General features: G+C 64.1%; 14 protein-coding genes, 1 pseudogene and 2 riboswitches. Of the genes and pseudogenes, 4 read left to right on the top strand and 11 right to left on the bottom strand.

Features of this window, described 5'->3' with window-relative positions; translation table 11 throughout:
• Window positions 1-156: 156 nt before the first annotated feature.
• From purB to purE, 3 genes are read right to left on the bottom strand one after another with little or no spacing between them, the layout of a single operon-like run.
• Entirely contained in the window at window positions 157-1452 is a 1296-nt protein-coding gene (gene purB, locus BMZ79_RS09125) for an adenylosuccinate lyase (protein ID WP_090638974.1), read from the bottom strand.
• Window positions 1453-1456: 4 nt separating this feature from the next.
• On the bottom strand, window positions 1457-2626 hold the full coding sequence (gene purK, locus BMZ79_RS09130; protein WP_090638976.1) for a 5-(carboxyamino)imidazole ribonucleotide synthase: 1170 nt from the start codon (window positions 2624-2626) through the stop codon (window positions 1457-1459).
• Entirely contained in the window at window positions 2623-3108 is a 486-nt protein-coding gene (purE, locus tag BMZ79_RS09135) for a 5-(carboxyamino)imidazole ribonucleotide mutase (RefSeq protein WP_090638978.1), read from the bottom strand. The genes purK and purE overlap by 4 nt, the downstream gene beginning before the upstream one ends.
• Window positions 3109-3302: 194 nt before the next feature.
• Window positions 3303-3403, bottom strand: a riboswitch (purine riboswitch).
• Between the two features lie 225 nt (window positions 3404-3628).
• Between purE and BMZ79_RS09140 the strand changes: the two genes are divergently transcribed.
• The 4 genes from BMZ79_RS09140 (at window position 3629) to BMZ79_RS09155 (ending at window position 6813) form a co-directional block, all read left to right on the top strand.
• A complete protein-coding gene (locus tag BMZ79_RS09140) occupies window positions 3629-4549 on the top strand; it encodes an ABC transporter ATP-binding protein (protein WP_090638980.1) in 921 nt (306 codons plus the stop codon).
• Between the two features lie 14 nt (window positions 4550-4563).
• Window positions 4564-5361, top strand: coding sequence for an ABC transporter permease (locus BMZ79_RS09145; RefSeq protein WP_256252626.1), 798 nt, complete (start codon window positions 4564-4566; stop codon window positions 5359-5361).
• A gap of 14 nt (window positions 5362-5375) precedes the next feature.
• A complete protein-coding gene (locus tag BMZ79_RS09150) occupies window positions 5376-6041 on the top strand; it encodes a TetR/AcrR family transcriptional regulator (protein ID WP_090638982.1) in 666 nt (221 codons plus the stop codon).
• Window positions 6042-6348: 307 nt separating this feature from the next.
• A complete protein-coding gene (locus BMZ79_RS09155) occupies window positions 6349-6813 on the top strand; it encodes a hypothetical protein (protein ID WP_090638984.1) in 465 nt (154 codons plus the stop codon).
• 94 nt (window positions 6814-6907) lie between these two features.
• Here the strand turns inward: BMZ79_RS09155 and BMZ79_RS09160 are convergent, their stop codons facing one another.
• The 8 genes and pseudogenes from BMZ79_RS09160 to BMZ79_RS09195 form a co-directional block, all read right to left on the bottom strand.
• Entirely contained in the window at window positions 6908-8299 is a 1392-nt protein-coding gene (locus tag BMZ79_RS09160; protein WP_090638987.1) for an NCS2 family permease, read from the bottom strand.
• 128 nt (window positions 8300-8427) lie between these two features.
• Window positions 8428-8528, bottom strand: a riboswitch (purine riboswitch).
• 236 nt (window positions 8529-8764) lie between these two features.
• Window positions 8765-9835 carry a peptidylprolyl isomerase gene (locus BMZ79_RS09165; RefSeq protein ID WP_177222069.1) on the bottom strand — a complete coding sequence of 357 codons (1071 nt, stop codon included), beginning with the start codon at window positions 9833-9835 and terminating at the stop codon, window positions 8765-8767.
• Between the two features lie 196 nt (window positions 9836-10031).
• Window positions 10032-10180, bottom strand: a pseudogene (locus BMZ79_RS35580) (hypothetical protein); the annotation flags it as partial.
• A gap of 23 nt (window positions 10181-10203) precedes the next feature.
• On the bottom strand, window positions 10204-10800 hold the full coding sequence (locus BMZ79_RS09175) for a YdeI/OmpD-associated family protein (RefSeq protein WP_090638991.1): 597 nt from the start codon (window positions 10798-10800) through the stop codon (window positions 10204-10206).
• Window positions 10801-11049: 249 nt separating this feature from the next.
• The gene (gene guaA / locus BMZ79_RS09180; protein ID WP_090638994.1) at window positions 11050-12588 is read right to left on the bottom strand and encodes a glutamine-hydrolyzing GMP synthase; all 1539 of its coding nucleotides are present in this window, start codon (window positions 12586-12588) and stop codon (window positions 11050-11052) included.
• Between the two features lie 1367 nt (window positions 12589-13955).
• Window positions 13956-14489 carry a hypothetical protein gene (locus BMZ79_RS33555; protein ID WP_143088915.1) on the bottom strand — a complete coding sequence of 178 codons (534 nt, stop codon included), beginning with the start codon at window positions 14487-14489 and terminating at the stop codon, window positions 13956-13958.
• A 114-nt stretch (window positions 14490-14603) separates the two neighbouring features.
• Window positions 14604-17210: a transglutaminase-like domain-containing protein gene (locus BMZ79_RS09190; protein ID WP_090638997.1), complete on the bottom strand. Its 2607-nt coding sequence runs from the start codon at window positions 17208-17210 to the stop codon at window positions 14604-14606.
• Window positions 17188-18957 carry a DUF58 domain-containing protein gene (locus BMZ79_RS09195; RefSeq protein WP_177222070.1) on the bottom strand — a complete coding sequence of 590 codons (1770 nt, stop codon included), beginning with the start codon at window positions 18955-18957 and terminating at the stop codon, window positions 17188-17190. Before BMZ79_RS09195 ends, BMZ79_RS09190 begins: the two co-directional genes overlap by 23 nt.
• Window positions 18958-19056: the final 99 nt, after the last annotated feature.

Genomic DNA, 19056 nt, shown 5'->3' on the forward strand with positions numbered 1-19056 from the left:
ATGCTGCATTCCCTGGCCTTCGCCAGTGAACGCAAACCAATCACCTGAAGTGGTCGCCTTTGTACCGGTGAATGCTGCATTCCCTGGCCTTCGCCAGTGAACGCAAACCAATCACCTTATGCGATCGGAGGACGTTTTCGCTTGCGGAGTCTGCCTTTAAACTAACTCAAGCCGCTTGAAAATCGTGTCCACGTGCTTCAGATGCCACGCCGGATTGAAGCAGTCCGCGATGTCGTCCGGGGTCAGCTTGCTCGTGATCTCCGGCGTCGATTCGATGATGTCGCGGAATTGGCGCTGCTCTTCCCACGCCTGCATCGCGCGCGGCTGCACGGTGTCGTACGCTTGCTCGCGGCTGAGGCCTTTGTCGATCAGCTTCGTCATGACGCGGCCGGAGAACGGCACGCCGAACGTGCGCTGCATGTTGCGCTTCATGTTCTCCGGGAACACCGTCAGGTTCTTGATGATGTTGCCGAGGCGGTTCAGCATGTAGTTCAGCAGCATCGTCGCGTCCGGCAGGATGACGCGCTCCGCCGACGAGTGGCTGATGTCGCGTTCGTGCCACAGCGTCACGTTCTCGTATGCCGTCAGCATATGGCCGCGGATGACGCGCGACAGGCCGGAGATGTTCTCGCAGCCGATCGGATTGCGCTTATGCGGCATCGCGGACGAGCCCTTCTGGCCCTTCGCGAACGGCTCCTCCACCTCGCGGAACTCGCTCTTCTGCAGGGCGCGGATCTCCGTCGCGAACTTGTCGAGCGACGTGGCGATCAAGGCCAGCGTCGCCATGTATTCCGCGTGGCGGTCGCGCTGCAGCGTCTGCGTCGAGATCGGCGCCGGCGTGATGCCGAGCTTGCGGCACGTGAATTCCTCGACGAACGGGTCGATGTTCGCGTACGTGCCGACCGCGCCGGAGATTTTGCCGAACTGCACGCCGCTGGCCGCATGCCGGAACCGTTCCAGGTTCCGCTTCATCTCTTCGTACCACAGCGCCAGCTTCAGCCCGAACGTCGTCGGCTCGGCATGGACGCCGTGCGTGCGGCCCATCATGACCGTGTCCTTGTAGGCGACCGCTTGGCCGCGCAGGATCCCGATGAAGTTTTCGATGTCTTTGGCGAGGATCTCGTTCGCTTGGCGGAGCAGGTAACCCATCGCCGTGTCGACGACGTCCGTGGACGTCAGGCCGTAGTGCACCCACTTGCGCTCCGGTCCGACGGACTCGGACACCGCGCGCGTGAAGGCGATGACGTCGTGGCGGGTTTCCAGCTCGATCTCGTTGATGCGGTCGATGTCGAACGTCGCGTTCGCGCGCAGCGCTTCGACGTCCTCGCGCGGGATGACGCCGAGCTCCACCCACGCCTCGCAGGCGCACAGCTCGACTTCGAGCCACGCCTTGAATTTGTTTTCCTCGGTCCAGATCGCTCTCATTTCCGGTCTGCTGTAGCGTTGTAACATCGAATCAAACCCTCCAAATCTTCGTTTCGGCTATCCATTCCAGCGCCTGTTCCACGTCGGCCGCGAGCACGTTCACGTGCCCCATCTTCCGTTTGGCTTTGGCTTCATGTTTCCCATATAAGTGAATTTTAGGCGCGACGCCGAGCCGTTCGGCCGCCTCGTCCTTCATCGCGATCCGATCGAGCAGCGGCGCCGCGTGCTCGCCGAGCACGTTGACCATCACGACCGGCGTCAGCAGCGACGTCTCGCCGAGCGGCAGGCCGCATACCGCGCGCACATGCTGCTCGAACTGCGACGTCCGGCACGCTTCCATCGTGTAGTGGCCGCTGTTGTGCGGCCGCGGCGCGAGCTCGTTCACGAACAATTCGCCGTCCGCCGTCAGGAACAGCTCCACCGCGATCAGCCCGACGACGCCGAGCCCTTCGGCGATGCGGAACGCCAGCCGTTCGGCCTCCCGCTGCAGCGACTCGTCGATGCGCGCCGGCACGATCGACAGGTGCAAAATATTGTCGACGTGGATATTCTCCGCCGCCGGGAACGTGCGAATCTCGCCCTGCGGGCTGCGCGCCGCGATGACGGACAGCTCCTTCGCGAAGCGGACGAACTGCTCCACCACCAGCTCCGTGCCCGCGCGGCTCAGCGTCTCGAACGCTTCGCCGATCTCGGCCTCGTCGCGGATGACCCATTGGCCCTTGCCGTCGTAGCCGCCCGTCGCCGTCTTCAGCACGCACGGCAGGCCGAAGCGCCCGGCCGCCTCGCGCAGCTCGTCCGCGCTGCGGACCTCGGCGTACGGCGCGACCTTCACGCCCGCCGCCTCGATCGCCCGCTTCTCGCGCAGCCGGTGCTGCGTCGTGTACAGCAGCTCGCTGCCCTGCGGCACGTAGGACCGCTCCATCAGCATCGCCGCGACGCCGGCGTCGACGTTCTCGAACTCGTACGTGATGACGTCCGCCTGCTTCGCCAGTTCCCCGGCGGCCTCGCGGTCGTCGTACGCCGCGACGAGCTGCCGCGCGACCTGCCCGGCCGGCGCGTCCGGCGTCGGATCCAGCGCCACGAACCGGTAGCCCATCGCGCTGCCCGCGTTCGCCATCATCCGTCCGAGCTGGCCGCCGCCCAGAATGCCGATCGTCGCGCCCGGCAGGATCGTCTTCGCGCCCTTCGCCGCCCCGCTCATAGCGTCTCGCTGCTTTCCAGCACGTCTTGCTTGATCCGGTCGCGGCGCGCCTGCACGCGCGCTTGCACCGCCGGGTCGAAGGCGCCGAGGATCTGGCCCGCGAGCAGCCCCGCGTTCGTGCCGCCCGCGTTGCCGATCGCCACTGTCGCGACCGGAATGCCGCCCGGCATCTGCACGATCGAGAGGAGCGAGTCGAGCCCGTTCAGATTCGATGATTTGACGGGAACGCCAATAACCGGCAGGATCGTTTTGGCTGCGACCATGCCGGGCAAATGCGCAGCGCCGCCTGCACCCGCGATAATGACCTTCAATCCGCGCTCCGCGGCGGATTCCGCGTATTCGAACATGAGATCCGGCGTCCGGTGAGCCGACACGACCTTCTTCTCGTACGGAATTTGCAACTCGTCCAGAACGTCACAGGCTAATTTCATCGTGTCCCAGTCCGACTTGCTGCCCATGATGACGCCCACTTGTGCTGACATTCGCCAATTACCACCTTTTCGTCGTTTAAAGATTGCCGTAAAAAAATCCCTCGGCATCGTCCAAGACCTGGCATGCTTCGGGATTCGACAAGACCTGCAGCGAAGAGGTGACCTGCCCGTTTCAACCCGCGAAGCGGATGGTATGCGTAAACGGTAAAGACAACATCAGGCTGCCCCGTCCCGGCGGCAACCTGGCTCTTCATTGCGTGTCTCGTAGTCCGAAAATTAAGGTTCTCGGGTAGATACTCTCGGGCCTGATTCCCAAGGATATACGAGATGATCGACAACATTTTTTATTGGGCTTAGCTGTTTCTAGTGTATCAATCCTCACTTGGAATGTCAACGCAAAAACCCGAACATTAAACAAAGGTTATTATTAATAGTTCGTATTTTGCCGTGATTTCAATCGAAATGGTTTTCTTTGCCGCCCCCGTAGAGACGGTTTTGTCAGAAAACTCATGCAACTCGCTATTGACTAACGGGTCAATCCGGCGTATAACTGAAATTGACTGGCGAGTCAATGTGCTCGTCCCGCTTTCATCCGAAGGAGGTTATTCCCCTGAAACCGATCGTGGACATCCATCGTCTGACCAAGACCTACGGCAAGCGCCGAGGCATCCGCGACCTCACGTTCGCCATCGAGGAAGGCGAAGTGTTCGGCTTCATCGGCCCGAACGGCGCCGGCAAGAGCACGACGATCCGCACGCTGCTGAACATTCTGTTCCCGACCTCGGGCAGCGCGACGATCTTCGGTCTCGACATCGTCGCGCGCTCCCAGGACATCCGGCGGCAGATCGGCTATTTGCCCTCCGAGGTGTTCTACTACGACGACATGAAGGTCGCCGACCTGCTGCGTTACGCGGCGGCGTTCCATCATTACCGCGGCGAACAGCGGATGGCCGCGCTGCTGGAACGGCTCGATCTCGACCCCGGACGCAAGATCGAAGACCTCTCCTTCGGCAACCGGAAGAAGGTCGGCATCGTCCAGGCGCTGCTCCACGAACCGAAGCTGCTCATTCTCGACGAGCCGACGGGCGGGCTCGATCCGCTCATGCAGAACGAATTCTTCGAGCTCCTGAAGGAGGAGCGCGCGAAAGGAACGACGGTCTTCTTCTCCTCGCACGTTCTGAGCGAGGTGCAGCGGATGTGCGACCGCGTCGCCATCATCAAGGACGGCTCGCTCGTCAAGGTCGAGACGATCGAGAACCTGCTGCGCAACAACCTGCGGCACATCACGCTGACGTCGTTGCGGCCGGAGACGCTCGACTTGTCCGGCATCGCCGGCATCGTCAAGCAGGAGACGATCGGCACGCACGTGAAGCTGCTGTACGACGGCGACATGAAGCGCTTCGTGGAAGCCATCGCGTCGCGTCCCTTCAGCGACCTCCTGGTCGAGGAGCCGTCGCTGGACGATATTTTCCTGCACTATTACACGAATTAACGGAGCGTGAGCGCATGCTGTTCAGAAGAGAGTTCAAACGGAATTCGCGAAGCCTGATCATCTGGAGCGTCATCATGGCGGCCATCGTGCTGCTGTACCTCAGCATCTTCCCGTCGATGGCGGAGCAGCAGCAGAGCATGGATAACCTCATGAATTCCATGCCCGAAGGGATGCGCAACGCGTTCGGCATGGACCGGCTGAGCCTCGGAACGCCGCTCGGCTTCTACGGGATCGAGATCCATCTCATGACGACGCTGCTCGGCAGCATCTTCGCGGCCATGCTCGCCTCGGGCATCGTGGCCAAGGAACAGAACGACAAAACGGCGGAGTTTCTGCTCGCGATGCCGATCTCGCGCCGGACGGTCATCCTCCAGAAAGGGCTCGCCGTCCTGGCCAACGTCCTGCTCTTCAACCTCGTCATCGTCGCGGCCAGTCTGGCGGGCTTTCAATTCGCGGGCGGCGGGGACATCTCGTACAAAGCGTTCTTCCTGCTGGAGCTGGCGGTGTGCCTGATGCACCTGACGTTCGCGAGCATCGCGTTCCTGTTCTCCGCCGTCGCGCGCCGGACGCGGACGATCGTCTCCGCGTCGCTTGGCCTGGTGTTCGTCATGTACTTCCTCGGGGTCGTCGCCGGCCTCTCCGATTCGCTGTCTTGGCTGAAGTACGTCACGCCGTTCAAATACGCGGATTCCGCGGCCATCCTCACGGAGGAACGGTTCCCGCCGCTCCATGCCGGCATCATGGTCGCCGCGATCGCCTTTTGTTTCCTGTCCGCGTACTGGTATTATAGGAAGAAAGACATCGCCGTCTAACGCGCAGAACCGAGGTGAAGGCCGTGTTGTATCCCGCGTTCGCGAAGCTTCCGGACGAGAAACGGGCGCTCATCCTGTCCGTCTGCGTCGAGGAATTCGCCAAGAACGGCTACGACCATGCTTCGACGGATACGATCACGTCCCGCGCGGGCATATCCAAGGGCATTCTGTTTCATTATTTCAAAAGCAAAAAAAATTTATTTCTCGCCGTCGTGGATCATGTCACGCAATTGCTCATCGCGCGGACGCTCGACGAAGTGAACGCCATCGAGACGGCGGATTTCTTCGACCGGCTCAAGGAAGTCATCCTCGCGAAGCAGCGGATCGCGCACCGCTTCCCGTCCGAGACCGAGCTGGTGCAGCGGGCGCTCGTCCACCCGCCGAAGGCGCTGAAGACGGAGCTGGACGCGTTCTTCGCCGCGCATATGGCGAAGTACACCGATCCGTTCATGCTGGACGGCATTTTCCGGACCGGCCTGCTGGCCGCCGGACCGCTCCGCGAAGGACTGGTGCCGGAGCGGGTGTTCGACATGGTCGTCATGATGCTGAACCAATTCTCCGCCAAGTACATGCAGCTGTACAAAACCGGCCAGTACACGCACGAAGCGCTGCAGGCGATGCTGATCGAGGAATGCGACGCGTTCATCGACATGGTGAAGTACGGGGTGTACCGGCGGTAACGCCGAACGCGCCGAACCGCGGCGCCCTTGCGAAGTCGCGCGCGACTTCGCAGGGGCGCTTCGCGTATGCATGCGTTTGAAACGGACGGAGGAATGGGCGCCGAGGCGGACAACCGATGTTTCCCAAGCAGCGCGGACCATGCGGCGCGAAACTTCAGCGAGCCCCGGAACGTTCTATAGAAGAAGATATAGGCGATCGCACCGCGTTCGCGACAGGCAAGAATAACGGCAAGCATAGCCGGACCCTCGGCGAGGCCGGGATCCTACGGCTCTAACGGCGTCCGGAGCGCAAAGACAGGTCTGCTTCATGAGACGAAAACCCATCTACATCGCCGTCCCGATCGCGGCCGTCGCCGCGCTCGCGCTCGGCTGCTTGTACTATAACGCCGAGCGGGACGCCGGCATGCGGGACAAAATCGGCTTCGCGCTCGCCGCGGCCATGAACGCCGCCCAGCGGGACCCGGAGATGCCCCGCGTCAAAAGGATCGGCGATGCCAAAAGCGCGACGCGTTACGTCGCGAAGGTGCAGGATCGCCCCGACCTGATCGAGCGGCGGCTGGTGGAGGCCGCCAACGGCAACCCGGAGCTTCCTCCGGTCAAGCTGACGAGCATGGGCATTTTCAGCGATTACGCCTCCGCCCGCGTCACCGTCCATGCCGTCTACGCCGGCGCCTTCGGCATGAAGCGAAGCCGGGCGTTCGACTATACGCTGCGGCTCGCCGCCTACAAGCACGCAACCGGCGAAGAAGCCTATCCGCGGTCCGGCGGCTGAACGGGCCGCCCGAAATCGGACGCCTGCTCCGGCGCCGGCGCGCAAAAAAAAGCACGGCGCCGGTCCGCGCTGTGCTTCGGTTCTCTCTCTGTCGTTATCCTTGGCTGCCGATCCATGCGTAACGCGCGACGATCAAGATCGCGAGTACCCACATGAGCCAGTGGACTTTGTATTTGCTCTTGCCGGACAGGTTGCCGATCGTCGCAAGCACGACGTAGGAGACGATGCCCGCCGATACGCCGTTGGCGATGTTGTACGTGAACGGCATGAGGGCGATCGTCAGGAACGACGGAATCGCGTACACCATGTCCTGGAAGTCGATTTCCTTGACCGATTGCACCATCAGCACGCCGACGATGATCAGGGCCGCCGCCGTCGCGGAATCCGGAATGAGCTTGATGATCGGCCAGATGAACAGCGACGCGAGGAACGCGATCCCCGTCGTCAGCGCCGTCAAGCCCGTGCGTCCGCCTTGGGCGATGCCCGCGGAGCTCTCGACGAACGTCGTGACCGTGCTCGTGCCGAGCATCGCGCCGCCGCTGACGCCGACCGCGTCGACGAACATCGCTTTGCCGACGAGCTTCTTGCCTTTCGCCGGATCCTTCATCGCGCCCGCGCGGGTGGCCGTGCCGACCAGCGTGCCGAACGTATCGAACAGCTCCACGAACGTGAACGTCGCGATGATGGAGATCAAGCCCGTATGCCAAACGCCCTTAAAGTCGAAATCCCACCAGCTCAGCTGGCTGAAGTCCGGGGACCAGCTTTGGCCCTTCAGCGTCTGGCTAACGTTGACGTCGCCGGTGATGATCGCGATGATCGTCACGCCGACGATGCCCCACAGAATCGCGCCGGGCACGCGGAGCACCATCAGCACCGCGATCAGCAGGACGCCGAGCAGCGCGAGGTACACGCTGGAATTTTCCAGGCTGCCCATGTGGAAGACGGTTTCGAAGCCGAGCACGTCCGTGAATTGGCCCTTCGGAATGTCCGTGACGGCGTTCTCCACGCCGACCGTCAGGATGCCGCTGTTCTTCAGGCCGATGATCGTGATGAACAAGCCGATGCCGACCGTGATCGCGTGCTTCAGGCTGTCCGGCACGGCGACGATCAGCATTTGCCGGACCTGCGTGACCGTCAGAATCATGAAGATGATGCCGGAGATGAACACGGCCGTCAGTGCCATTTCCGGGGAAATCGGCGAATTCGTCGCCTTCGATGCCAGAACGGTCGACGCGAAATACGCGTTCAGGCCCATGCCCGGCGCCAGCGCCGCGGGGAAGTTCACGAACAGCCCCATCGCGATCGTGAAAATACCGCCCGCGAGCGCCGTCGCGAGGAAGACGGAGTACACGTTCAGTCCCGCTCCGCCCAGTACGCTCGGATTGACGGCCAGGATATACGCCATCGTCATGAAAGTCGTGAGGCCCGCCATGATCTCTGTTCTTACATTTGTTCCGTGTTCCTTCAAACGAAAGAAACCACCCATTTTTCAAAAACCCTCCCAAAAAATGTTGTTCAGAACAAACAAAGAACCTAGAAAAAAACGCCGAGTTGCTCGGCATCCCTCTCTAGGTTCCACGCAAAACAAGACACGCCGCCGCGAATGGACCGTTCGCGCGCGTTCTTGCTTTTCGTAGACAGGCCATTTACGGTGACCTCGTAGAGACTCTCAAGCCGATTCTTGAGATTATACGAAAAGACATGCAATTGTTTGTATTGAGTCTGTGAACATTTTAGCGACATTATTCACGGCCTGTCAATGGAAAACGTTCGGAAAACGCGGAGAAAGCCCCAGGTCACTCGCCCAAGCCTCCTAACGTCCGAAAATAGCGGAAATCGAAGGCGCCGCCCCGTGAAATCGCGGTACGGACAAACGGCCCGAGTCGCCTCGGAGGGTTTTTGCAAAAATGGGAATGTTCGTTTATTCTGACAACGCCCACGTCGGCCTTTATTATTTCCCTGCCAGCGTATTCGTTATTTGCGCCTTGGCCTTTAGTTCTTCGAGCCATGCGGAAGAAAGACCGGAAATCTTCGCTTCAACGAGCTCTTCCCGGATTTGAGCTTGGTACGCTTCCAACATTGCTCTCTTCGCGGCCTTATGGTCCGTGACCTTGATGACGTGGTACCCATACTCCGACTTGATCGGTCCGCCCAACTCCCCGACCTTGAGCGAGAACGCCGCTTCCTCGACCTCGGGGACCATCGCGCCCCGTTCGAAGTAACCAAGATCGCCTCCGGCACCTTTGCTGCCTTCATCGGTTGATTTGTCGCGCGCCAGCTTCGCGAAATCCGCTCCGCCCTTCAGCTGCTTCAAAATGTCGTCCGCTTCCGCCTCCGTCGAGACCAAAATATGCGACGCTCTCACCTGTTCAGGCTGATCGTACATCTCCCGATTCGCTTCGAAGTATTGCTTCACTTCTTCGTCCGTCACCTTCACGCGCGGTTCGAGGAGCTTGCGAATGCGAATCTGCGTCGGGGCTTGCTTTTTCAAGTCGTCGAGCGTCATGCCCGATTGCTGCAGAGCGGCTTGAAAATCCGCTTCGGACAAGAACCGTTTCTTGATTCGCGAGATTTCCGCTTCCACGTCTTTGTCGGTGACCACGACGTCTTGCTTCTCCGCCTCCTGCTTGACAAGCTCGTCTTGAATCAGGTTGTTCAGCGTCTGCACGCCGCCGGCACGGACCAGCGCGTCGTACAGCCGGTTCTTGGAAATCACCACGCCGTTCACCGAGCCGACCGCTTCATTGCCGACGCCGGCCGACGGCTTGCCCGCGATCGCGACCGAATTCGAAGCGGCGTTATAGTTGACGCTTGCCCCGAGCATCTCGGCGACGGAGCGGAGCGGGACGTAGGTCACGCCCTTTATGGATGCCGGTTCTACCGCCGATTTCTTGCCGTTCACGATCAAGGTCATTTTCGCCGCGGCGTAGGCGCCCGCGCCTGCCGCGAGCGTCAACCCCGCTGCGGCCATGACGATAACGCCGACTCTACGAAATCGGCTGCCGCCTTTGTTTGTACCCACATTCATCGACCCCTCGCTGGAATAAATGCCAAAAATCTACATGAATTTCACCTTGATTCTAATGCAAACTCCCCCATATAGAAAGCGATTTCCAATTAATAGAAGACCAAGAAAGCCAAAAAATGCCCTTGATTTGCGAATTGCGCAAACCAAGGGCGTATTCGCCGTTCTTATACGCGGATAATCTTCCCGTCCATTCCCGCTCGATCATGGCCTGCGGCTTCGACGCAACGTCGTAGACGATCCGATTGACGTTGTCGACTTCGTTGACGATTCGGACGGAGATCTTCACCAGCCGTCCCATGGTAGGCGCACCATGCCGGCCGTCATGTCGTCGATGGACGTCGCCGGGATTCGGGGAACCGGCCCTAATCGCTCAAGCCTTTGCCGGCGAGAATATGCGGGAGCCACTTCTCCACCCGCGACGCGCGGGTCTTGGCCTGCTTCGGCTGGGAGAAATGCAGCAGGTACGCGCGCTGCCGTCCCGGCGTCAGCGCATCGAAGGCGGCCTTCAGCGCGGGCAGCTCGTCGAGCTTCGCCTGGAATTCCTCCGCCATGGCGAACTCCTCGGGTTTCTTGAACGTCACTTCCCGGCCGGACCGCTCGGCCTCGACGGCCTCGTAAATATACGCCCGCACCGTCGCCTCCAGCTCGACGATCTCCCGTACGTCCGCGAACCGGATTTGGCGCGCCGCCTGCACGTTCTCCGTCTGCTGGATCAGAATCCCGTGCGGGTCCTTCAGCAGCGCCCCTTTGTGGAAGAGCAGCGCGCAGTAGTCCTTGAACCCGTGAATCAGGACGATGTTTTTGTCCTGGAACGTGTAGCACGGATGCATCCACTTGAACGCCTCGGTCAGCCCGCAGTCGAGCACGATCTCCCGCAGCTTCTCGTATTCCGCCTTCCACGTCTTCGCCTTGGCGATGAACGCCTCCGCCTGCGGATTCGTCTTGTTGCCCGTCGTCATTCGCGAAACGCCCCCTATCCGGATTGATATCGTCTAGTATAAACCATCTCGTCCCCGATAGCGCCCACGCCGAAACAACCCGCAAAAAAAGAAGCTCTTCCATCGCCGAAGAGGCAGATGAAAGAGCGTCCGCGACGCCGCACGATTGGCGCGCGCGTGTTGCGTATTAAAAGCTCGCCAGGAAGGCACAAGACGCCGAAGGCCTTGACGTTCAGCGCTTTCGGGCCAGTGACCCCTACTTGGCGCCGTCTACTCCCACTCGATCGTCGCCGGCGGCTTGGACGTCACGTCGTACACGATCCGGTTGACGTTGTCCACTTCGTTGACGATGCGGACGGAGATCTTCTCGAGCACGTCCCACGGAATGCGCGCCCAGTCGGCCGTCATGCCGTCGATGGACGTCACCGCGCGGATGCCGACCGTATACGAATACGTGCGGGCGTCGCCCATGACGCCCACGCTCTTCATGTTCGGCAGCGCCGTGAAATATTGCCAAATCTCGCGGTCGAGGCCGGCCTTGGCGATCTCGTCGCGCAGGATCCAGTCCGAGTCGCGGACGATCTTCAGCTTGTCTTCCGTCACTTCGCCGAGGACGCGGATCGCGAGGCCCGGACCCGGGAACGGCTGCCGCCAGACGATCGCTTCCGGCAGGCCGCATTCTTCGCCGACCTTGCGGACTTCGTCCTTGAACAGCGCCTTCAGCGGCTCGACGAGCTTGAAGGTGATGTCGTCCGGCAGGCCGCCGACGTTGTGGTGCGACTTGATCGTCTGCGCCGTCGCCGTGCCGCTCTCGACGATATCCGTATACAGCGTGCCCTGCGCGAGGAATTCGAAGTCGTCGAACTTCGCGGATTCCTCCTGGAACACGTAGATGAATTCGTTGCCGATGATTTTGCGCTTCTGCTCCGGATCGTCGACGCCCTTCAGCTTGCCGAGGAACCGCTCGCTCGCGTCGATCTTGACCACTTTCATGTCGAACTTGCCGACGAACGTCTCCATGACGCTCTCGGCTTCGCCTTTCCGCAGGAGGCCGTGGTCGATGAACATGCACGTCAACTGATCGCCGATCGCCTTATGCAGCAGGATCGCCACGACGGACGAATCGACGCCGCCGGACAGCGCGCACAGCACCTTGCCGCCGCCGACCTGCGCGCGGATGTCGCGGATCGTGTCGTCGATGAACGTGCTCATGCTCCAGTTGCCTTCGCAGCCGCAGACGTTGTAGAGGAAGTTGCGGATCATCTCGTTGCCCTTGACGGAGTGGCGCACTTCCGGATGGAACTGCACCGCGAACAGCTTGCGCTCCGGATGGCTCATCGCCGCGATCGGCGCGTGGTCCGTGCTGGCGTCGACGCGGAAGCCGGACGGCAGCTCCACGACGTGGTCGCCGTGGCTCATCCAGACCGTTTGGCGCGCCTCGAGATCCTTCACGAGCTCGCTGCCCGCGACGAAATCCACTTCCGCTTTGCCGTACTCGCGCTTGCCGGCGCGCTCGACCTTGCCGCTCAGCTGGTGCGCGATCAGCTGCATGCCGTAGCAAATCCCGAAGATCGGCAGGCCCAGTTCGTAAATCGCGGGATCCACGAGCGGCGACTTCTCTTCATATACGCTAGCCGGTCCTCCCGAGAACACGATGCCTTTCGGCTGCAGCTCCCGGATCCGTTCCACCGGGGTATTGAAGGGCAGCAGCTCGCTGTAGACGCCCAAGTCCCGGATGCGCCGTGCAATCAGCTGGTTGTACTGTCCGCCGAAGTCGAGGACAACGATCATTTCATTTGGCTTGTTCACTTTTTTGTCAAGGCCTCCCTCAAATCATTGTGTCAATTATATATAGGCGCTATGGGACAGTCAAGGAAACGAAAGGCGCGGTTTGCGCGGGGGAACGGAAGAAACCGCTGCCGGAGTTCGCGGGCGGGGACGGGGCTTGCGGGATACGCCGGAATTAGGGACTCGGATGGGGCGCGGGCGAGGCTGCCGCGGGCGGGGACGGGGCTCGCGGGAGGTCTGGAATGAGGGTGCGGCTGCGGCGCGGGGTGCCTCGCTAACGGCGAGCCGGGCTTGCGGTGCCGGGGCTCGCGCGCTCCGGGCTAGACACGAGCGCGCGCTGCGAGATTCGCGGACACACGAACCGCTATTTGCGCGTTTCGGGGCGTTTTCGTATTGCCGCGGACGCACGAGCCTCTATTGGCGTGAACCGGACCGCTTTAGGCCGCTCTTGAGGTAAATAGCGGCATCTGTGTCCGCTCAGCATCCCGAAATCGCTACATCCGGCTCAATGGCGACTGACCTGTCCGCGTAAGTCTCCGGCATGCGCCGTGACCCAAGACGGGAAGACGATTCACAATTAAGGTGAAGCCTCCGCCCCGCTCCATGCAAGCAAAGCATGTTGCCATGTTCCGACGTCCGTTCTTGCGTCGCCGAAACGCAAGCCGATCGGACGCGCGCGCAACAGCCCGCGTCCCGACTGCCGGCGCGCGTTATCCCGCCCGCGCCCGCCCCCACCGCCGCCACGCTACGCGGCGCAGTCAAAAAACCGGACAAGCCCCTGACAAGGCCCGTCCGGCTCTCGCTCGCGATACGCGTTTAGGCTTCCTCGGCAGCGACAGCGGCGGCGGCTTGCGCCTGCAGCTGTTTGTTCTTGGCCAGCTTCAAGTAGCCGTAGACGTTCTGGAATTCGCCGTCCTCCACACGAACCGTAGGCGCACCGGCCCCGCCGCCTCGGTCAGGTAGCCGCGCAATGCCGCGCCACCGCCGCCGAGCACGTAGAAGCACTGAATGTCCGGGTTCTTCTTCCACCGCTTCAGGAGGTTGCGGCAGGAGTTGCGGCGGCAACGGGTGCCGAGCCGGAAGCGGAGGAAGCTGAGACTCCGACAAGCGTGGCTGCGGTAGCGGGAGCCGATTCGGAGGAAGCCGAAACTCCGACGAGTGTGGCCATGGCGGCGGGCGCTGATTCGGAGGCGGAGGAAGCCGTGGCGGCGGCTCCCTGGACTGACGCAGCCGAAAGCGAGGCGGTACCGAGCGGCGCTGTAAATGCGATCGATACCGCTGCTGCGGCTCCCAGGACTGAAGCAACGGCGACCGCGCTTGACGCGCCGACACAAGCCATGACGGCTGTCGCATACGCCGAAAGCGAAGACATGGGCGCGAGTGCAATTTTAAGCATGTCGGCAGCGGAAGCCGATGGCGCCGAGGATGCCCGGCACCTCTCCAGAACCTGAATCAGGCTGTCCCTTCGTCCTTTTCATGACGGAGGAACAGCCTTTATTGTTGAAACGAGCCGAGTCGCCGAAAGAAAGGTATTCGGTACCGTTCTTGAAGCGTCTGATGACCATTTTGCCGAAAGTACGATATCCAGTACCGTTCCTGCGCAGAAAAACGGCATTTCCGCCAAAAGAACCGTACCTCATACCGCTCATGCGCCGCAAACCGGCGAATGCGCCAAAAGAACGGTACCTCGTACCGTTCTTAAACCGTCTGGCTCCCATTTTGCCGAAAGTACGGTATCCAGTACCGTTCCTGCGCGGAAAAACGGCATTTCCGCCAAAAGAACCGTACCTCGTACCGCTCATGCGCCGCAAACCGGCGAATGCGCCAAAAGAACGGTACGCGGTACCGCTCTTGCGCCGCAAACCAGCGGATGCGCCAAAAGAACGGTACGCGGTACCGTTCTTGAACCGGTTACCTGCCATGTTGCGGAAAGAGTTCTCCAGTACTGCTCATGTGCCGCAAAACGGCAATTCTATTAAAGAGCCGTATGTGGTACAGCTCTTGCTCCTCAAATCGGCGAATACCCCAGATAAAGCTTATTTCGGGGCGCTGAGCCCCTCGATGAGCGCCGCCATCTGCTGCGGCGACGGCAGCCGGCGCGGCAGCTCGTCGAACCGCGCCTCCTCGTCCCAGCGCACGAAGTCGGCGACGAGCGGGGCCGCCTCCGGCGGCAGCGCCAGTCCCGCCGCGTACTCGCGCGCCGTGCGGTGCGGCGGCTTCGCGCCGCACCGCTTGTACAGCTCGCGCCATACGGCGTCCGCGAGCTGAAGGAACTGGCTGCGGGCCGCGGTGTGCCGGCCCGCCTTCAGGGCGCTGCCGTACCGGCGCAGCGCCGCGCCGAACGCGAAGCGTTCGCGCCGGCGGCGCGCCGCCAAGGCGAGCCCGGCCGCGCCGGTCAGCGCGGCGGCGCAGGCCGCCTTGGCCCACGGCGGCGACGCCATGGCGCCGCGGCCCGCGTCCGCGAGCGCGCGCGCCCCGCGCTCCGCGGCGTCGCGCAGCCGCGCGCCGAGCTGCCCGGCGATGCCCCGGGCAGCGGCGGCTTCGCCGCCGCGCGCGGACGCGCCGTCGCCGTCCGCGGGCCGGCCCTCGCCCGCCGATGCGGCGGCGTCCGGCGCGGAAGACGCCGCATCGGCTTCGCCGGCCGCGCCGTCTTCCGGCGGCGCGAAGCCCGGCGTCGGCTCGAACGGCACCCAGCCGGCGCCCGGGAACCACACTTCCACCCACGCATGCGCGTCGCTCGCGCGCACGGCATACCGGCCGGCCGCGCCGCCGTCGGCCGCTTCCGCGGGCTCGCCCGGCGCGAAGCCTTTCACGTACCGCGCCGGAATGTCCTGCGTCCGCAGCAGCACCGCCATCGCGGACGCGAAGTGGACGCAGTACCCTTCCTTCTGCCGGAACAGGAAATCGTCGACGAAGTCCGCCCCCGCCTCCGGCGCTTCCGTATCCGTCAGCGTATACGTATAATTCGCGCGCAAGTAATCCGCGATGGCCTGCGCCTGCTCGTAACGGCCCGACGGATTGCCGGCGTCCTTGATGATCCGCGCCGCAAGCCCGCCGATCCGCGCGGGCAGACCCGCGGGCAGCTGCGTGTAGGCGCGCTCCGCTTCGTCCGTCAGCGACGGCGCGCCGTCCGGCGCGGACGCATCCGCCGCCCCGGCGCCCTCGCTCCCGGCCCCCTCGGTTCCGACGCTGCGCACGTCGACCTCGTTCGGCAGCTTCGTCACGATCGTGTATTGCGCGACCCGGTCCTCGTCGCCGCCCGGGTAGAGCGCTCCCGTGTCGGCATCCCGCCAATATTTGCCGGACGCGCCTTTCGGCGCGAGCTGCAGCTTCAGCGCCGTCACCGCCGAATCGGCGCCGCCGGTGAACAGCGGGTAACCGACGGTCGGCTTGGCGGGCGTCACGGTTTGCACGATAACGCCGGACGCGCCGTCATCGTCGGCTTCGGCGACGTTCAGCTTCTGCCAGTCGTGCCCGTCCTGCTCCCAGCCTTTCCCGGTGTACGCGGCTTTGCTGTCGCCGCGCAGATACCCCGCTTCCGCCGACGTCACCGTGAAGAGCACCGTATCGTCCGAGGAGAGCGGGCCGCCGAGCCGGGTGTCGTCGAAGCCGTAGCCCGTTCGCCCCGCGCCGCCGCCAAGCCCGGTCTCGGCCATCGCCTCCGCCGCGGCCGTCGATTCCGACGCCTGCCCGTCTTCCGCTTCGTCCAAGCGGGCTTCGCTCCAGCGGACGGCGTCCGCCGCCCAAGGCGCCTGCTTCGCGGTCGTGCCGCTCGACCAGCTCCAAGCCGCGCCGATGCTCGCCGCCATGATGAGCACGGCCAGCCAGGCCGCGCCGCTCCACCAGCCGATGGTCCAGCCGGCGAGCAGGCCTTGCCCGGGCTTGGCGCCGCGTCCCTTGCCGGCTGCGCCAAGGCCGCCGCCGCTTCCGCCGGAGGCCCCGGCGAACACGTCCGGCACCCCGGCGAGCCGCTCGATCCGCGGCACCGTCACGAGCGCGCTCAGCACCAATCCTTCCGCGCACGCCCGCAGCAGGCCCGGAAACACGTTCAAGCCGAGGAAGCCGTACAGCAGCAGCAAATAGACCGCCGTCAGCGCCGTCAAGCCGAGCCCCCACTGCCGCAGCCACATGAGCGACTGCACGGCGATCGCCATCATGCCGAGGCCGCCGATGAGCAGCAGCGTGCGAAGTTCGCCGCTCAGCATGAAGTCCGCCCGCAGCACATGCAGCGCGTCCGACCGGACGGCGCGGACGAAGCCGGACACCGATCCGCCGATGGAGCCGTAGTGCGGCTCGAACAGGACGAGCACCGCGCCGACCGTAACGAGGCCGTTCAGCGCCAGCGCCGCCCACGTCGGCGGCACGAACAAGCCGACCGCCAAATACAGGCCGACCGCGACGAGCAGCGGGCTGATCTGGTACAGCTCCGTATACGACTTCAGCTGCTCCAGCGGCAGCAGCCATTCGACGATCAGCCCGTACAGCAGCAGGCTGGTGATCAGCCTGCGGGAGGCGTGCCGAAAAAAATGCAGCCCCTCCCGTTCCGCTTGCCGCTTGGACGGAGGATTCGCGGCCGGAGGCGTCAATCCGCTTCCGCCGCTTCCCATGCCCCTTCCTTCACTACCCGTTCGCGGGTTCGGCATGCATGCCGCCTCCTTCCTTCCCGGCGCTCGCCGCCGCCTCGGCCAGCCGCGGCGACGCGTTCGCGTAGCTCGCCGGCACGGGCAGCGCCTTCACGCCGCAGCCCGTTCCCCGCAGCCGCTCCTGCCAGCTCCGCTCGGCGGCGTCTCCTCCCGCCTCGTGCACCGAGAGCAGCAGAAGCAGCCGGACGCCGCGCACGCCGGCGAGCTTCGCGCCGTACGAAATATTGCCCGGATCGCCCGACTGCCTCGCGATCGTCTCGGCGTTCCCCGTCCGGCCCGCCGTCAGGCAGATGACGGAGGCGCCGCGCGGCGCGCCGGCGACGATGTCGGACAACCGCTGCGACATCGGCTTCGCGGTGTCGCCGAGCCGCAGCCCGGCGAGGCGCGTCTCGGCCTCGCGCAGCGCGTCGGCGCCGCTGCCGCCGTCGTGGATGACGCCGTCCGGAGCGCCATTGGTCAGCACTTTGACGCGCTTCCCTTCGCGCGCCGCTTCCCGCAGGATCGCCGCGGCGCGCCCCGCGTTCGCGTCGAACAGCCGGCGCGCCTTGCCGTAGGCGGACGCCGACACGTCCAGCAGCACGATGATCGCGCCCGCCTCTTCGGCCTCGCTCATCCGCGTCTGCATGCCGAGCCCGCGCGCCATCGCGCGCCAGTCGACGCGCCGCAGCGAATCGCCCGGCGCGTAGGCGCGCAGCTCCGGTCCGGCGCCGTCCCGGCGGAGCCGGGAAGCGGCGGCGGCCATCTGCCCGCCGAACGCGGACACCGGCTGCAGGCCCTGCCGGACCTGCTCGGGCTCGAAGCCCGGCAGCGGGCCGAGCCGTTCGCCGGCCGGCGGCGCCGGCTTGACGACCGCGCGGCCGGGGCAGTCGACCCGCACGGTGCGGACCGTCAGCCCCAGCATGTCGCCGCAGGTCAGCGCGACGCGGTTAAACGCCAGCTCGCCGCGCTGCAGCCCTTCGACCGTGTACTCCAGCACCAGGCGCCGGTTAAAGCCGGGCAGCAGCGCGCGCACGACTTGGACGCCCCGCTTCGCCGGCTGCTTCGCGCGCTCCGTTCTTTGACGGCCGCTCGCATTCGCCGGTTCCTTCGGATCCTTCGCGCCCGCCGATGCTTCCGCGACCGTTGAATCTGTCACGTCCTGCGCGTTTTTCACGGCTTTTGCCTCTCTCGCTACGCCCTTCACGACCTTCGCATCCGCCATCGCGGCCTTCGCGCCCGCCGGCCCATCTGCCGCCGGGACAATCTCCTCCTCGAGGCACACCCACGTAAACGGCAGCATGCGGCTCAGCGTGAGCGTGAGCCGGACGCGCATCTCGCCGCCGTCCGCGAGCCCGTCCGCGCCGTACACGATCCGCTCCGCCCGGACGCGGCCGAGCGACGCGTAAGGCAGCAGCAGCCCGCACGCCGCGGTCAGCGCCGCCGCGGCCGCGAACAGCCACTCCACCGCCCCGCCCCGCTCCAGCAGCGCGAACGCCGCGGCCGCGAGCACGACGAGCGCCGCCGCGCGCGCCGCGAACCGGCCGCGCAGCCCGGCCGTCCCCGGAACGGGCGCGGCCGTCGCGTCCAACCGGTTGCCGTCCCCTGCGCCGGTATCCCGCGCCGGGGCGCCGCCGCTTCGCTTGTCCGCCGAGGAGCCTTGCTTCCCGGCCGCTCCCGCTCCCTGCTTGTCACCCGCTCCGGACGCCTTCGCGCCCGGCTTCGCCGCTTGCTCGCGGCCCGCGCCCTGATTCGTTCCCGCCGTGCTCATCTTCCCACCGCTTTCCGTTCCGATTCGCGCACCCATCCCGCCGTGCGCGCTTAAGTCCCTTCATCCGCGATCTTCGCGCGGCCCGCCAATTCCCGCGCC

This window comes from Paenibacillus sp. UNC496MF, from assembly GCF_900113915.1.
Classification (GTDB): domain Bacteria; phylum Bacillota; class Bacilli; order Paenibacillales; family Paenibacillaceae; genus Paenibacillus_Z; species Paenibacillus_Z artemisiicola.

What these genes read in the sequence shown, in the direction of transcription:
- purB (WP_090638974.1), bottom strand. Translation starts at nt 1,452, where the DNA reads ATGTTACAACGCTACAGCAGACCGGAAATGAGAGCGATCTGGACCGAG.
- purK (WP_090638976.1), bottom strand. Translation starts at nt 2,626, where the DNA reads ATGAGCGGGGCGGCGAAGGGCGCGAAGACGATCCTGCCGGGCGCGACG.
- purE (WP_090638978.1), bottom strand. Translation starts at nt 3,108, where the DNA reads ATGTCAGCACAAGTGGGCGTCATCATGGGCAGCAAGTCGGACTGGGAC.
- BMZ79_RS09140 (WP_090638980.1), top strand. Translation starts at nt 3,629, where the DNA reads ATGTGCTCGTCCCGCTTTCATCCGAAGGAGGTTATTCCCCTGAAACCG.
- BMZ79_RS09145 (WP_256252626.1), top strand. Translation starts at nt 4,564, where the DNA reads ATGCTGTTCAGAAGAGAGTTCAAACGGAATTCGCGAAGCCTGATCATC.
- BMZ79_RS09155 (WP_090638984.1), top strand. Translation starts at nt 6,349, where the DNA reads ATGAGACGAAAACCCATCTACATCGCCGTCCCGATCGCGGCCGTCGCC.
- BMZ79_RS09160 (WP_090638987.1), bottom strand. Translation starts at nt 8,299, where the DNA reads ATGGGTGGTTTCTTTCGTTTGAAGGAACACGGAACAAATGTAAGAACA.
- BMZ79_RS09175 (WP_090638991.1), bottom strand. Translation starts at nt 10,800, where the DNA reads ATGACGACGGGCAACAAGACGAATCCGCAGGCGGAGGCGTTCATCGCC.
- BMZ79_RS33555 (WP_143088915.1), bottom strand. Translation starts at nt 14,489, where the DNA reads ATGGCAGGTAACCGGTTCAAGAACGGTACCGCGTACCGTTCTTTTGGC.
- BMZ79_RS09190 (WP_090638997.1), bottom strand. Translation starts at nt 17,210, where the DNA reads ATGCCGAACCCGCGAACGGGTAGTGAAGGAAGGGGCATGGGAAGCGGC.
- BMZ79_RS09195 (WP_177222070.1), bottom strand. Translation starts at nt 18,957, where the DNA reads ATGAGCACGGCGGGAACGAATCAGGGCGCGGGCCGCGAGCAAGCGGCG.